Here is a 14143-nt window from a genome sequence, read left to right on the forward strand (position 1 = left end):
ATGAGTGACGACGACAGGGAAGGATTCGAGCACGAGGATGACAGCCAGGCCGGCGACCCGGCCGAGGCGTTCGCGGCGTTGCGGCGCACGGTCGAAGACCTCGCCGGCGATCTCGGGCGGGAAATGACCACGATCCGCAAGGGCGTGGAAGCGGCGTTCGACCAGTTCGAGAAAATTCAGCCGCCGCCCGACTACGGCGCGGACCTCGGCCAGATCGTCCAGCAGCTCGCCCATGTCGGAGAGCGCCTGAATGCGGTCGAAAAATCGCCCATCCTAAAAAACGGTCCCGGGCACTATGCCCGCGCGCTCGAGCGCAGCGGGGAAAGCCTCATCCACACCGCCGCGCAGCAGCTCGAGGGCAAGGGCCGCGACCTCGAGCGCGAGGCGAACAACCTGGCCGCCTACACCAAGAGCGCCTATGACCGGCGCTCGCAGGATTTGCGCATGTGGATCGCGGGCGGTATCGGCTTGCTCGCCGGCGCGTTCCTGGTGCTGCTGTTGCCGCGCATCCTGCCGTTTGCGGCCGACACCCATGTTGCGGCGATCGTCATGGGCCAGGACCGATGGAGCGGCGGTGTCACTATGATGCAGACGGCCGACCCCGGCGGCTGGCGCAGCGTGGTCGATGCCTCGCAGCTCGTGCGTGACAACGCCGAAGCGATTCAGGCTTGCCGTGACGCGGCACAGCAGGCCGGAACGCCGCAGAAATGCGAGGTTTCCGTGCCGGTACCAGCACGATAGCGCCCATGCCAAACTGATTCGTTCCTCTCGACAAGGAATAGGTCTTGTCAAATAAATTTGGGGGGGGGGTCGCATGCAATGGTGGCGTGTAACTCCAACGTATTCCTTAGATTGGAGTTTGGGGACCGCCATGTGTCCGTCAGAGACGACGCAAAATATATCGGAAGGACCATCCGAGAAAAGCCAGCGCTCAAATGTAAAGCAAGGCTTGGCTCCGGATGCGGAAGGCCGCCAGCGGGCCGCCGCTGTGGTTGATGAAGCGCGCATCTACGCCGAATCCATCGTGCAGACGGTCCGGCAGCCGCTGCTTGTTCTCGACACCGCCCTTCGCGTCCGATCGAGCAACCGCACCTTCTATGAGCTGTTCGAGGTTTCAGGGGAGGAGACCCAGGGCCGGCTCGTTTATGATCTGGGCAATGGCCAGTGGGATATTCCCGCCCTGCGGAAGCTTCTGGAGCAGGTCCTGTCGGAGGACAAATCGTTCGAGGATTTCGAGATCGAGCATGACTTCCCCAACCTCGGGCGGCGCACCATGCTGCTCAACGCCCGCAAGCTGTCACGAGAGGGCGGCCGCGAGGAACTGATCCTGCTGGCGATCGAGGACATCACCGAGCGCACGCGGGCGGAAGAAGCGCTGCGCGAGAGCGAGAAGCGGCTGCGCGGCGCGTTCGCGATCCAGACGGTCGGCATCATTTTCTGGGGCTCGGGCTTCTAGCTGACCGAGGTGAATGACGCCTTCCTTCACATGTGCGGCTTCAGCCGTGAGGAAGCGCTGGGCAAGACCTGGCAGGAGCTGACGCCCGAGGAGTTCCACCCGGCCTCGCTGCGCGCCGTTGAGGAAATCACAACCCGCGGCGAGATCACGCCCTACGAGAAGCAGTATTTCCGCAAGGACGGCTCGCGCTGGTGGGGCCTGTTCGCGGCCCGCAGACTGGGCGACGGAGTTGTCGAGTTCGTGCTCGACGTCACCGGCCGCCGCGAGGCCGAGGATGCGCTGCGCGCGAGCGAGGAGCATCGGAAAGTCCTGATCGGGGAACTCAATCACCGGGTAAAAAACACGCTGGCGGTCGTCCAGTCCATCGCTTCCCAAACACTTGGCAACGCTTCGACTGTGGAGGAAGCGCGCGCCGCGTTCGGGTCGCGGCTGATCAACTTGGCGAAGGCACACGACATATTGACTCGCGAAAGCTGGTCAGGTGCGCCCCTGGCGGAGGTTGTCGCCGACACAATCAATCCGCATGGAGAAAACCGCTTTAGGGTTGATGGTCCGCACCTGCAACTAGCGCCGAGCGCAGCGCTGGCGATTGCGATGGCCTTGCAGGAATTGTCCACCAACGCCGCGAAATATGGAGCGCTCTCTAGTGACGCAGGTCAGGTCGACATCGTCTGGCGACTCGACGGCGACGATCGTCGTCTGAACCTGACCTGGACCGAGAGCGACGGCCCGCCGGTGGAGCCGCCGAAGCGCAAGGGCTTCGGCTCGCGACTGATCGAGCGGGCGCTGGCACAGGAACTTGGCGGCAAGGTGCGCGTTGCCTATGAACCGTCCGGTGTGGTCTGCACGATCGACGCGCCTGTACCCCAACGACGAGACGTGCTGGGGGGGAACGGGTGACCGGCCAGATAGCGAGACGGATTCTGATCGTCGAGGATGAAGTTCTGGTCGCCATGCATCTTGAGGATTTGCTGACGGAAATGGGGCATCAGGTGATCGGGCCTGCCACCCGCATCAACGACGCGATGGACCTTGCCCGCGAAGGCGACATCGATTTGGCGATTCTCGACATCAACGTGGCCGGCGCGACGTCCTTTCCCGTAGCCGATATCCTGCGGGAGCGTGGCATCCCTTTTGCATTTGCAACTGGATACGGCACTGAGGGTCTTGTTGACGGCTATCGCGACGTTCCCGCATTACGCAAGCCGTATGCGCATCAGGACCTCGAAAGAACGATCGCACTGATTGCGCGCTGACCGGACACCGCTTTCCGTCCTTCATCGCACAATCCCTAAATCCCGCTACGTTGTAGGCTCCGCGATTTTCGCAACGAGCGAGGAACAGCGTTAGAGCGAGATCATAGAGGGCGCGGTGAGAGGACCAGCCGAAACCCGAAGCCTATCAATATTGCCGCGAACGTCCAGCATTGTAGTCTCTGCACAAACGGATGCCGGGCGATCCATCGGCTGAGAACGAGTCCGGCACTCGCATAAATGAGATCGAAGGCCAGCCCCACGCCGACGAGGATCACCCCCAGTAGCAGGAATTGCTCCGCCACGCTCTCCTGGCCCGGCTGGATGAATTGCGGCAGCAGCACCGAGCAGAAAAGCAGGGCCTTGGGGTTGAGGATATTCGTCAATAGCCCCCGATAGAAGGCCGATCTATTGGCGCGCGCTCGGCTCGGTTTTTGCGTTTCTGTCGTGTCGGGTTGGAGAGATCGAGCGCGCAAGATTTCGATTCCGAGCCAGATGAGATAGGCCGCGCCCGCGAAGCGCACGACCTCGAAGGCCATCGGGCTCGTGGAGAGCAAGGCCGCCAGTCCGAGCGCTGCCAGCGCCACATGCGCTGCCCTCGCGAGCGCGAGGCCCGCAGCTGTCGCCAGAGCTGGGCCGCGTCCTGCGGTCGCGCCGGTTTGCAGGATCAGAAACATATCCGGCCCCGGCACCATATAGACGACGACCAAGGCTCCGATGAATAATCCCAATTCGCTCATGATCCGGCCAAAAATAAGAGTTCTCCGGGCAAGGGTATCGTGAGCGTCGAGGGCATGTCCTTGTGAATTGTGCTGGATTGGGTGAGTTTATTGGTCAGTTATGCCAATATGCCCATAAGGAACCATGCTTAAATGCCAAAATTGAAGCTGGATGCTATTGACCGCCGTATCCTTGCGGCTTTGCAACGGGATGCCCGCCTGACCAACGTGCAACTCGCGGAAGAGGTCGGGCTATCGCCGTCGCCATGCCTACGGCGGGTGCGTCTTCTGGAAAAGGCCGAAGTGATCGGCGGTTATCATGCGAGTCTCGATCGCGCCGGTCTTGGCCTTGGCCTGACTGTCTTTGTTGGCATCAAGGTTGAGCGTCACCACGACGAGCCGGCAGCGGCGTTCAGGGAAGCCGTATGCACCTTGCCAGAGGTTGTATCCTGCCACCTGGTGTCGGGCGAGTCCGACTTTTTGTTGCAGGTCGTCGTTCCTGATCTGGCGGCATATGAAAGGTTGCTTATCGGCACACTTCTTAAGCTGCCGGGCGTCAGCGACATACGAAGCAATTTCGCGATCCAGACCGTCAAGCCCCAAGCTCCCCTTCCACTCGATCATCTCCCCAGCGCAGATGCGTCGCAATTGTCCTAAAACCTGCAACAGATCGGCCGCCCCCGGAGAATCAGGGGTTTTTGTGTCGCATGTCTTTGTCGCAAGTGCTACGTCACTTGCGACATGATTTGCGACAGGGGGAAGCCGTGCGCCGCCAACCAGATTCCGACGCCGGCCGGGCGTTCATCGGCTATGCCCGCGTCTCGACGCGCGGGCAGGACCTCGATGCGCAGCGGGCCGCCCTTGGTGCGGCCGGCTGCGTCCGCATCTTTGAAGAAAAGGCTTCCGGGGCGAAGCGGGACCGACCCGAGCTGGCGCGGGTGCTCGACCATCTGCGCGCTGGCGATGTGGTCACGATCACCAGGCTAGACCGCCTCGCCCGATCGACCGGCGACCTTCTGGCGATCGCGGAGCGGATCAAGGAGGTTGGCGCGGGCCTGCGCTCGCTGGCCGAGCCTTGGGCCGACACGACGACGCCGGCCGGGCGCATGGTGCTGACCGTGTTCGCCGGCATCGCGGATTTTGAGCGATCCTTGATCGTGGAGCGCACGAGCGCCGGCCGGATCGCGGCGAAGGCGCGAGGTGTGCGGTTCGGCCCCTCCCCTGCCCTATCCGCCGAGCAGATCGCGCACGCCCGCAAGCTCATCCATGAGGACAAGAAGGCGGTGGCGGAAGTCGCGCAGCTCTTGGGCGTTCATCGCGCCACGATCTACCGGGCTATAGAACGCAAAAACGTGAATACGCATTGACGTAACCACGTTTAGTTGCCGGCCCTAGAGATAGTGTCTTTCGGGGTTCCTTCCGCAAGGGATTGCAGAATCGGGCGAGTTCGTCCTTACTGCTAAGGATGAAGCGCGACTCGGAGAAGATTCGGAAGGACGTTGCCGCCCATCGGGCGCGGCAGCTCGCGGCCGGCCGCATCGCGCTGACTACGTATGTTCCGACTGATCTTCTCGCCCAAATCGACAAGATCAAGGAACAGCGAGGCGTGCTTGGTCGCGCGCCGATCATCGAGGAAGCGTTGAGGTTTTATATCGAGAAAGCACCCGAGGGCATGAAATGAAAAACCCCTAGCCGTTCGCAGCGGCAAGGGGTTTTCGGATTACGGAACCGGCTTTGTTGGGCCAGCCTCTACAGCCCCCAACATAGTCGAGAGTGTGCCACCCGGCAAGAGTGAGTCTTGCCGGGAACGGTGAAACTTTGTCCGCCGTCCAGACCCGTCATGCCCTCCTGAACGGAGGACGAAGGACAGATGTTAAGGACGCAAATCGCGGCCGCGATCGGCTGCGCGCGCGGGAACGCGCTTGATGAAATCATGCGGGAAGTCTGGATGCGCTACAGCGCCGGCCAGCTCTCCGAGGAAGACGCCGGCCAGCTCTCCGCGCTCGCCCAGGAGCGCCGCGCCGCATGGCGGGGATCAGGGCAGGCCGCGCTTGGCCTGGTCCTGCCTCCCCCGGCCGAGAAGTGCCCGACGACGGTTCGGCGGCGCAGCTATTTCAAGGGCAGATCGGAGGGCCGTATCTGGCGGCCGACGAACCGCAAGGACGTGCAGGCGATCTTGAAGGCCGCCGAAATCTACAACGAGGCCGGATTGCGCGAGAAGAAGGGCGAGCGCAGCGGCCCGCTCGGATCGGTGGCGCTCGACGTGCTGCGGCTGTTCGTCAATCTGATTGACTTCCGCACCGGCCGGCTGGAGCCGTCAATCACCACGATCATGGACCGCCTGGGCCGGTCGCGGGACACGATCGTGCGGGCGCTGAAGAACCTGCGGGCGCATGGCTTCATCGACTGGCTGCGGCGCTACGAGCCGACCGGGAACGAGGGGCGCGGCCCCCAGGTGCAGCAGGCGAGCAACGCCTACCGCTTGTCCCTGCCGGAAAAGGCCCGGCAGTTTCTTGGCCGGTTTGGCAAGGCCCCTCCCCCGCCTGCGGATCATGGACAGGATCAGCAGGCATGGAGCCAGGCAATCGACGTCTACCGGAACACCCTGCCCCTCGATGAGCGAACGCAGCTCGACGCTGGTGATAGCCCGCTGGGGCAGGCCCTTGTGAAGATGGCAAAGACCTTCATGAAACGTGAGTCCGATAACCAGACTGAATCCCCCTCTAATTCTATTCTCTATGTGAAAACATAAGCGGACGCCGCTGTTCGGGCCGCTCACGCGACCCTGCGGCGGTTCCGGACCGCGTAATAAGCGGTCCGGGAAACGGCACCTTCACCACATAATCCGCACCGTTCGCGCCTGCGGCTAGCGACCTATGAGCTTTCGAGAAGGAGTGATGGGCAAAGCCGGCACTTAATTGTTTACGTAAATACGTATTAACGTTTAGACGTATCAGCTTGTTAGAAGGCGATGGCGGCGGCCGGGGAAACGTGATAGAGTGTACACAATTCAACACACGGAGGCGATTCCATGACCGCTAGCACCACCATGACGATTCGGGTTCGGCCCGATGTGAAAGAAAAGCTCGACCGGATCGCAAGCGACACGCAGCGGAGCAAATCCTTCCTCGCCGGCGAGGCCGTCGCCGCCTATGTAGATCGCGAGCTTGAAATCATTGACGGCATCAAGCGCGGCATGGCCGACGCAGCGGCCGGCCGCGTGATCCCCCATGATGAGGCGATGGCGGAAATCTATGCCGTCATCGAGGAGGTCAAAGCCGAAAAGCAAGCGAACAAGGCGTGAAACGGTCGGTCACATGGTCCCGCGAGGCGCTGGACGACATCAAGGTGCAGGTTAAGCATATCGCCAAAGATAGCCCACCCGCCGCCACGCGGGTTGCAGATCGAATTCGAGACGCGGGCAAGGCCCTTGGGGACATGGCGACGGGCCGGCCCGGTCGCGTGACAGGAACCTATGAGAAGTCTGTCGCTCGCCTGCCCTACATCATTGCTTATGAGCTGCGGGACGTGGCGGGCCGGGGAAGCGTCGTGATCGTGCGCGTCATCCACACGTCGCGGGACTGGCCGGCTGAAGAATGGCCGCACTAACTTAACGACGTAGCAACGTCATAGCTATATGCTTGAATACGTATTCACGCAAAGAAGGATTAACGCATGAACGTCATTGCGTTTTTGAGCCAGAAGGGCGGAAGCGGAAAAACCACGCTTTCGGTTCATACCGCCGTGGCGGCCGAGGCGACCGGCCAGCGGGTTTGCGTCATCGACGCGGACCCGCAGGAAAGCGCGACCGCATGGGCGAGCGCGCGGGAAGCCGGAACACCGATCGTCGCCACGGCGCAGGCCGGCGAGATGGACGCGGCGCTTAGGGCGGCCGAGGTTGAGGGCATGACCTTGGCGATAGTGGACGCCCCGCCCCATGCCGCTCCGGCGGCCGGCCAGATTGCCCGAAGGTCGGAGCTGGTCTTGATTCCAGTCCGACCCTCCGCGTTTGACCTCGCTGCGGTCCCGGCCGCCGTCGAGATCGTGACGGCCGCGAAGGTGCGCGGCGCGTTCGTTTTATCTGCCTGCCCATTCCGTGCGCCCGAGATCGGGGAGACGCGCGCGGCGCTGGAAGCCTACGGCCTGCCGATCGTTCCCGGCGAGATTACCGACCGGCGCGCGTTTGCCCGCGCTGTCACGACCGGTAGCGCCGTGACCGAGTTCGAGGCCGAAGGGAAAGCAGCGGAGGAAATCCGGGCCTTGTGGGCGTGGATCAAGGACACGTTAGAACGTAATAGCTAACCACGTAATCGCGTATTGAAGGAGCGAAACCTATGGCAAAGAAAGCAACCGGCCTCGCGGCCTTCACCCGCCCGAAGGCCGGCGCGGAAGCCACCAGCCTTGCGGCGATCGAGGACGACCGCCCGGCCGTGGAAATCCCGACGCCGAGGCGAAAGAGGGGAGGGGGCGAGACTGTCGCGCTTACGGTCAAGGTCCGACGATCGGACTGGCAGCGCCTTCGCCAACTCGCGGATGCAGAGGGAACGACAATTCAGGCGATGGCCGAGGCCGGGCTTTCGGCGGTTCTGGCACAGCACGGATTGCCGCCGATCGGGCCTTATGCACGTTGATACGTGATACGTGATACGTGAATAGCTTAATACGCTAATGCTCGCGCATTTGACCCGTCCCCCCGGCCATCCCTACGGCCCTAGATGATGAGAGCGGGCCGGCCGGGGGCTACCGACGCGGCCGTGGTTTTCCCTGAATAGAGCTTGCACCAGGTCGGAGGGCGTTTGTAACAAAGTCCCGGCGCAAAGCCGGGTCCACTTCTTGTCACGTCAGGGAGCGTCATACAGCCCCTTGAATTCCGGGTCGGCGTAGTAGCGCAGCTTACCGGCGACGATTGGGCGTTGCCCGGCCAGGAACAGCAATTCGAGATTTTGCGGCAGGTTGCGGACCTCATCGGGCGTCAGCAGCGGCCGGGCGGTGTGTTGCTCGCCGTAAGTGATGCCGGTCTTTTCAGAATCGAGGGCGCGGCTCATGGTCTGGAACACAACAGTTTCCTGCCCGAGCAGATCGGAGACGAGGCGGGCGCTGTCGTAATCGTTGACGCCGAAGACTTGTAGAACGCCGGCGTTTGACAGGAAGGTGCCGGCGCGCTTGCCGTAGGTGGCGCGGAGCTGGTGGACGTCCTGCAGGATCGGCCAGAGCTGGACGCCGTAACCGGCCATGAGGCCCATGGCGCGCTCGACGGGGGCCAGGTGGCCGAGGGCGGCGAATTCATCCAGCAGATACAGCACCGGCACGGCCGGCTTGGCGGGATCGCGGGCCATGTCGGTGAGGCTTTGGGAGACGAGCAGGCGCAGCCAGCGGGAATAGGTGGACAGGCGATCGGGCGGCAGGACGAGGAACACCGAGACGTTGCGGCGCTTGAGATCGGCAAAGCGGAAATCGGAGCGGCCGAGGACTGCGACCATGCGCGGGCTGTCGAGGAAATGGGTATGGCGCTGCGCGGCCGAGAGGACGCCGGCCGCTTCCCGGTCGGATTTGCCGAGGTGTCGATTTGCCGCGCGGGCGACCAGGCCGGCCGCTTCAGGGGACGCCTGCATGTCCTTCAGGATCGCGGCAAAGGCTTCCGGGGCGAGGGTGAGTGAGTGGCGCAGGGTGGCGAGGTTTCGCCGCTCACGCGGCTCCTGGGCGGCGATATGGAGGATCAGGCCGCCAATCAGTGCCTTGGCTTCCTCGTTCCAATGGGCCTCGCCAGCCATGCCCGGTTCATCGAACACGAGCGCGTCGGCCAGAGTGCTTGCATCTTCCGCGACATCGAGGTCGGCCGGGTCGAGCCCTTCCAGCGGATTGAAGGCGGCCGAGGGCAGGCCGGTGACGCCGAAGGGATCGAGAACATGGACCGGCCCGAACTTTTTGCGGGCGTCACCGGCGATTTTCGCATTCTCGCCTTTCGGGTCGATGCAGATCACGGAGCGGTCGGCGGTGAGCAGATTGGGGATGATGGTTCCCACGCCCTTGCCGGTTCTGGTCGGTGCCATCGTCAGCAGATGGGCCGGGCCGTCATAGCGCAGCAGCCTTTTCGTTTTGGCGTCGCGGCCGATCAGCAAGCCGGTATTGGCGCGGGAGAGGGGAGCCACTTCCTTGTTGGTGGCGAAGCGGGCCGAGCCGTGGGTTTCGCCTTCCATGTCCCCGAAATGGATAATCAGCGGATTGGTGACGACGCGGAAGACGATGGCGGCCAGCACCAGCAGCGTGACGAGATCGAGCGCAATGAACGGAATCGTGCCGGGACCATAGCCGAGATCGTTAAGCGCAAACCGGCCACCCATACCAACGACGAAAAGCGCAATGATGAGGATGAACAGAACGCGCAGCAGCGTTTGCCAGATGCGGAACGGCAGAGTTATCAGGGAGACAAAAGCCCATACAGGATCATGCGCGGCGGCGCGCAGCATGTTCTTGAAAGCACCCCATGCGAGCGTTGCCCGGTTCACGATCCAGCCTCGCCGGTGCTCCCTGCCGTTTGCCCGGCCGGTGATGCGCCGAGCAGATCGGCAAAGAGTTCCTTGTCACCGTCGCGCGTCAGGAAGCCGGGCAGCTCACGGCGCAACCAGTCGCCCAGGTTCCGCGAAAAGTCGTCCTTTCCGCCTTCGAGGCGATGCAGGACGAGCGCACCGAGCAGCACCTTGCGGCGGGTATCGTTAGCACGCTCCTGTTTGCCAAGCCGTGCTTTGAGAGCGGCGCGCTGTGCATCCAGTTGGGCTAGACGTTCTTCGATGGATTTGCGCGCCATGCCTGAATCTCCTTTTCCGATCGTTCGCCAAGACTATCATTCTCGGCCGTCATTTCCAGTTGTTTGCCTACTTCGCTTGAAAACTCACCGGAATTGCAGCACAATCGCCGTCTCAGTTCATTGCATTGAGCTTGCGGCAAGCGCCATACCAAACGACGAAAGAGCGAAGCGATTGAGTTGTGAAGGGCGCACTTACGAGTTACTGCGTAACTCAGCGTGCTGCCAGCTAGATGGCTGGCGAGAAAGATGGAAACGGCATCGGAGCTTGTTGCTTGGCGATCTACCATTTGAGCATGAAGCCAGTTTCGAGGGCGAAGGGCCGTAGCGCCGTCGCTTCTGTGGCTTATCGTGCCGGGGAGAAGCTGACCAACGAGCGCGACGGGATCACGCATGACTACACGGCCAAGCAGGGCGTGGAACATGCCGAGATCGTCTTGCCCGAGGGTGTGAACGCCGATTGGGCGCATGATCGGTCGGACTTGTGGAACGCCGCCGAGTTTGCCGAAAAGCGGAAGGACGCCCGCGTTGCCCGTGAATTCGAGATTGCCCTGCCGCACGAGCTATCGGCGGAACAGCGCCTAGAGGCAGCGCGGGAGTTCGCGCAGGATTTGGCGAACCGTTATGGCGCGGCGGTGGACTTCGCCATTCATGCACCGCACGAGGCGAGCGACGTTCGCAATCACCATGCGCATGTGATGATGACCACGCGGCAGGTGACGGAGGACGGTCTAGGCGAGAAGACCTATCTTGAGCGCGAAAACAAATGGCTCTTGGCGAACGACCTGCCGACGACCGATATGCAGCTTCGCGACCTTCGCCAGAGGTGGGAGGGAATCGCCAACGAGCGGCTTGCGATGGCCGGGCTTGATATTCGCATTGACCATCGTTCGCATTCGGAGCGCGGCCTTGAACTGGTGCCGACCGAGCATATGGGCGTCCATGCCACGCAGATGGACAGGCGGGGCCTCGACGTATCAAGAACGAGGTTGGATGCGGAGACGGCGCAGCGCAACGCCGAACTGATCCGGGAGAAGCCCGAACAGGTTCTAACCCTCATCACCGGCGAAAAGAGCGTGTTCGACCGGCGCGATGTTGCGCGGGCGCTGCATCGCTACATCAACGACGACCCGCAGGAGTTCCAGAGCGCATTCGCGAAGGTGATGGCCTCGCCGGCCCTGGTTGAACTTCAGGCCGAGCGGGCGAACGCGGAAACCGGCGAGATCGAGCTTGCCCGGTATTCGACCCGCGAAATGGTCGAGATCGAATCCGGCATGGTCGAGTCTGCACAGCGGCTGCACCAGGCGCACAACCATGGTGTTGATCGCCGGCATGTCGAGCGGGCTATCGGCGCGCAGGATGCGGCCATTCAGCGGAGCGCCAGCGATGCGTCAGCGGGCTTGTCGGCCGAGCAGCGCGGCGCAATCGAGCATATCACCGGGCCGGAGCGCATCGCGGCCGTTGTCGGTTATGCCGGCGCTGGCAAGTCCACCATGCTCGCGGCGGCGCGTGAGGCATGGGAGGCCGAGGGCTATCAGGTCCACGGCGCGGCCCTGTCGGGCAAGGCGGCCGAGGGCCTGGAGGAATCATCCGGGATTGCGAGCCGCACGCTGGCGTCATGGGATTTGGGTTGGCAGAACGACCGCCGCACGCTCAACCGCGGCGACGTGTTCGTGATCGACGAGGCCGGCATGGTCGGGAGCCGGCAGCTCGCCCGGTTCGTTGGCGAGGCCGAGGCGCGCGGGGCGAAGATCGTCCTTGTCGGCGACCATGAGCAGTTGCAGGCGATCGGGGCCGGCGCACCGTTCCGGGCGATCACGGAGGAAATCGGCCATGCCGAGCTTTCCGAGATACGCCGGCAGCGCGTGGGCTGGCAGCGGGAGGCGTCGGTTTCCTTTGCCACGCACCGGACGGCCGAGGGGTTGGCGGCCTATCGGGATCGCGGCAACGTTCGGTTTAGCGAGAGCGGCGAGGACGCGCGTGGCGAGATCGTGGGCGATTTCCTTGCCGATCGTGACGAGCGGCCGGAGGGGACGCGCGTTGCGATGGCGCATCGCCGGGCCGATGTTCGGGCCATCAATGAGGGTATCCGGGCCGCGCTTCAGGAGCGCGGCTTGCTGGCCCAGGGCAACGTGCCCGCCGTGGGCTCGGACGCCGTCGCGCTGACTTTCCAGACCAATCACGGCAAGCGGGAGTTCGCGCCGGGCGACCGCATCGTGTTCCTTGAGAACAACCGCGACCTTGGCGTGAAAAACGGGATGCTTGGCACCGTCGAGCATGTCGAGGCCGGCCGGATCGTCGCGCAGCTCGACGGCCGGGGCGGCGATAGCGTCAGCGTGCCGATGGGCGATTATCAGGCGATCGACCACGGCTATGCGACGACGATTCACAAGAACCAGGGCGCTACGGTCGATCGCAGTTTCGTACTGGCGTCGGGGACGATGGACCGGCATCTGACCTATGTCGCCATGACGCGGCATCGCGACGGAGCGCAACTCTACGCCGCCCAGGACGAGTTCACCAACCGTCAGGCCGGCCAAACGTTGGCTTCGGGCCGCTTGGTCGATCATGGGGCCGCGCCCTATGAGCACCAGGATGGCCAGAGCGACAGCTATTTCGTGACGCTGGAAAACGCCAAGGGCCAGCGGAATACCATTTGGGGGGTCGATCTTGAGCGCGCCATGAAAGAGGCCGCGCCGGAGATCGGGGACAAGATCGGTCTGCAACATGCCGGATCGGAGCCGGTTCGGCTTCCGGACGGCACCACGGCCGAGCGCCATTCGTGGAAGGTGCGGGACGCCGGCGAGCTAGCCTATAGCCAGCTTGAAAACCGCCTGTCGCGGTCGGGTGTGAAGGAAACCACGCTCGATTATGCGCGCGACTTTGCCGAGCGCCAATTTGCGGAAAGACGGGGGATCGCGGAGCGCATGGGCGTGCGCAGCGAGATCGAAATTCTGCACGAGCGGGAGGCGACGGCCGAGCGTCAGACGCTTGCGCGAGGATCTTCGCAAAAAGGGCGCGCAGATCTTACGCAGGATCTCCGTGCAGATCCTCGCAAGGATCTCGCTCAGGATCGCGGCGACGATCGGCAGCAGCGGCAGCGCCGAAATCCGTTCGAGGGCCTGAAACTGTCTCGGAGCGCGTCAGCCGCCCGGCCGGCCATGCAGGACCGCGACGAGTTTCGCCAGGAACGGTCTCAGGAGGGACCGGAGCCGGCCGAGAAGCAGCGGCGCGGTATGTTCGACGGCCTGAAGCTCAATGCCGCCTCAGCGGCGCGCGAGCGGCCGGAAAGGGAAGAGAGCTTGCGGCAGGCGCCGGCGCAAGGCCAGCAGGCAGATCGTTTGCGGCCCATGTCCGGATTCGAGCAGTCGGTTGACCGCTTTGCCCGCGCCTGGTCGGCGGCCGAGCGACAGGACCGGCAGGGCGTCCCGGTGCTGGAAGGCCAGAAGTCCGAATTGCAGCAGGCCGGCCAGCAGCTCGACCACCACAGGCCGGGAACGTCCCGGCTCATGGTGTCGGCCATGCGTCACGATCCGGAGACGGCGCGCACCATGACCGAGCTTTCCGGTCGGGAGCGTGTTGGCCAGCTCGTGGCCGGCATGGACCGCGAGCGCGCGGCGCTGGCGGACCCGAACGTCAGGTCTGACCGTTTCGTGCAGCGCTGGCAGGAGCTACAGGGGCAGCGCCAGGAGCTTCGTGGTTGGCAACACGACGAGGCCCGCGCCAAGGTCGAAGGCCAGATGCGCGACATGACCAAGGGGCTTGAGCGCGATCCGCAGGTTGAATCCATCCTGCGCAATCGGAGTAAGGAACTCGGCGTCAGCCAGATTCGCCGGGAACAGAACATGGCCCAGGAGATGGACCGCACCCTTTCGCGGGGCCGCAGTCTCGGGCTTGAGCGGTAGGAGACGCA

General features: G+C 63.4%; 16 protein-coding genes. 13 read left to right on the plus strand and 3 right to left on the minus strand.

Translation table 11 applies throughout. The features are described 5' to 3' along the window. The 4 genes from JZY08_RS27400 (at nt 1) to JZY08_RS27415 (ending at nt 2712) form a co-directional block, all read left to right on the plus strand. Entirely contained in the window at nt 1-741 is a 741-nt protein-coding gene (locus tag JZY08_RS27400) for a DUF6118 family protein (protein ID WP_216333677.1), read from the plus strand. A 208-nt stretch (nt 742-949) separates the two neighbouring features. Continuing rightward, a complete protein-coding gene (locus tag JZY08_RS27405; RefSeq protein WP_253204203.1) occupies nt 950-1456 on the plus strand; it encodes a PAS domain-containing protein in 507 nt (168 codons plus the stop codon). A 9-nt stretch (nt 1457-1465) separates the two neighbouring features. Next, nucleotides 1466-2356, plus strand: coding sequence for a sensor histidine kinase (locus tag JZY08_RS27410; RefSeq protein ID WP_216333679.1), 891 nt, complete (start codon nt 1466-1468; stop codon nt 2354-2356). Further along, a complete protein-coding gene (locus tag JZY08_RS27415) occupies nt 2353-2712 on the plus strand; it encodes a response regulator (RefSeq protein ID WP_216333680.1) in 360 nt (119 codons plus the stop codon). Before JZY08_RS27410 ends, JZY08_RS27415 begins: the two co-directional genes overlap by 4 nt. A 101-nt stretch (nt 2713-2813) precedes the next feature. Here JZY08_RS27415 and JZY08_RS27420 read toward each other — a convergent pair whose 3' ends face one another. After that, nucleotides 2814-3449 (minus strand): LysE family translocator, encoded by a 636-nt coding sequence (locus JZY08_RS27420; protein WP_216333681.1) that lies wholly within the window; start codon nt 3447-3449, stop codon nt 2814-2816. A 132-nt stretch (nt 3450-3581) separates the two neighbouring features. Here JZY08_RS27420 and JZY08_RS27425 point away from each other — a divergent pair, with 132 nt between their 5' ends. The 8 genes from JZY08_RS27425 (at nt 3582) to JZY08_RS27460 (ending at nt 8059) form a co-directional block, all read left to right on the plus strand. After that, the gene (locus JZY08_RS27425) at nt 3582-4085 is read left to right on the plus strand and encodes an Lrp/AsnC family transcriptional regulator (RefSeq protein WP_216333683.1); all 504 of its coding nucleotides are present in this window, start codon (nt 3582-3584) and stop codon (nt 4083-4085) included. Between the two features lie 89 nt (nt 4086-4174). Further along, on the plus strand, nt 4175-4795 hold the full coding sequence (locus JZY08_RS27430; RefSeq protein ID WP_216333688.1) for a recombinase family protein: 621 nt from the start codon (nt 4175-4177) through the stop codon (nt 4793-4795). A gap of 98 nt (nt 4796-4893) precedes the next feature. After that, nucleotides 4894-5109, plus strand: coding sequence for a ribbon-helix-helix protein, CopG family (locus JZY08_RS27435; protein WP_216333684.1), 216 nt, complete (start codon nt 4894-4896; stop codon nt 5107-5109). Nucleotides 5110-5298: 189 nt separating this feature from the next. Continuing rightward, entirely contained in the window at nt 5299-6180 is an 882-nt protein-coding gene (locus tag JZY08_RS27440) for a helix-turn-helix domain-containing protein (protein WP_216333685.1), read from the plus strand. Between the two features lie 279 nt (nt 6181-6459). After that, entirely contained in the window at nt 6460-6732 is a 273-nt protein-coding gene (locus JZY08_RS27445) for a CopG family ribbon-helix-helix protein (RefSeq protein ID WP_216333686.1), read from the plus strand. Continuing rightward, nucleotides 6729-7037, plus strand: a complete 309-nt coding sequence (locus JZY08_RS27450; RefSeq protein ID WP_216333687.1) for a type II toxin-antitoxin system RelE/ParE family toxin — start codon at nt 6729-6731, stop codon at nt 7035-7037. Before JZY08_RS27445 ends, JZY08_RS27450 begins: the two co-directional genes overlap by 4 nt. Nucleotides 7038-7103: 66 nt before the next feature. Next, nucleotides 7104-7730, plus strand: coding sequence for a ParA family partition ATPase (gene parA, locus JZY08_RS27455; protein WP_216333669.1), 627 nt, complete (start codon nt 7104-7106; stop codon nt 7728-7730). A gap of 32 nt (nt 7731-7762) precedes the next feature. Continuing rightward, nucleotides 7763-8059 (plus strand): hypothetical protein, encoded by a 297-nt coding sequence (locus JZY08_RS27460; protein ID WP_216333671.1) that lies wholly within the window; start codon nt 7763-7765, stop codon nt 8057-8059. Nucleotides 8060-8269: 210 nt separating this feature from the next. On the opposite strand, the gene JZY08_RS27465 is transcribed toward JZY08_RS27460, so the two are convergent. Then, nucleotides 8270-9934 carry a type IV secretory system conjugative DNA transfer family protein gene (locus tag JZY08_RS27465; protein WP_216333673.1) on the minus strand — a complete coding sequence of 555 codons (1665 nt, stop codon included), beginning with the start codon at nt 9932-9934 and terminating at the stop codon, nt 8270-8272. Beyond that, nucleotides 9931-10233: a mobilization protein gene (locus tag JZY08_RS27470; protein WP_216333675.1), complete on the minus strand. Its 303-nt coding sequence runs from the start codon at nt 10231-10233 to the stop codon at nt 9931-9933. Before JZY08_RS27470 ends, JZY08_RS27465 begins: the two co-directional genes overlap by 4 nt. Nucleotides 10234-10505: 272 nt before the next feature. Between JZY08_RS27470 and traA the strand changes: the two genes are divergently transcribed. Further along, nucleotides 10506-14135 carry a Ti-type conjugative transfer relaxase TraA gene (gene traA, locus JZY08_RS27475; protein ID WP_216333676.1) on the plus strand — a complete coding sequence of 1210 codons (3630 nt, stop codon included), beginning with the start codon at nt 10506-10508 and terminating at the stop codon, nt 14133-14135. Nucleotides 14136-14143 lie beyond the last annotated feature (8 nt).

It is taken from the genome of Rhizobium sp. X9 (genome assembly GCF_018873185.1).
GTDB lineage: Bacteria > Pseudomonadota > Alphaproteobacteria > Rhizobiales > Rhizobiaceae > Agrobacterium > Agrobacterium oryzihabitans.

Bases quoted from the DNA above. Each gene is read 5' to 3' on its own strand.
- parA (WP_216333669.1), top strand. From the start codon at position 7,104: ATGAACGTCATTGCGTTTTTGAGCCAGAAGGGCGGAAGCGGAAAAACC.
- JZY08_RS27400 (WP_216333677.1), top strand. From the start codon at position 1: ATGAGTGACGACGACAGGGAAGGATTCGAGCACGAGGATGACAGCCAG.
- JZY08_RS27435 (WP_216333684.1), top strand. From the start codon at position 4,894: ATGAAGCGCGACTCGGAGAAGATTCGGAAGGACGTTGCCGCCCATCGG.
- JZY08_RS27425 (WP_216333683.1), top strand. From the start codon at position 3,582: ATGCCAAAATTGAAGCTGGATGCTATTGACCGCCGTATCCTTGCGGCT.
- JZY08_RS27440 (WP_216333685.1), top strand. From the start codon at position 5,299: ATGTTAAGGACGCAAATCGCGGCCGCGATCGGCTGCGCGCGCGGGAAC.
- JZY08_RS27460 (WP_216333671.1), top strand. From the start codon at position 7,763: ATGGCAAAGAAAGCAACCGGCCTCGCGGCCTTCACCCGCCCGAAGGCC.
- JZY08_RS27420 (WP_216333681.1), bottom strand. From the start codon at position 3,449: ATGAGCGAATTGGGATTATTCATCGGAGCCTTGGTCGTCGTCTATATG.
- JZY08_RS27470 (WP_216333675.1), bottom strand. From the start codon at position 10,233: ATGGCGCGCAAATCCATCGAAGAACGTCTAGCCCAACTGGATGCACAG.
- JZY08_RS27445 (WP_216333686.1), top strand. From the start codon at position 6,460: ATGACCGCTAGCACCACCATGACGATTCGGGTTCGGCCCGATGTGAAA.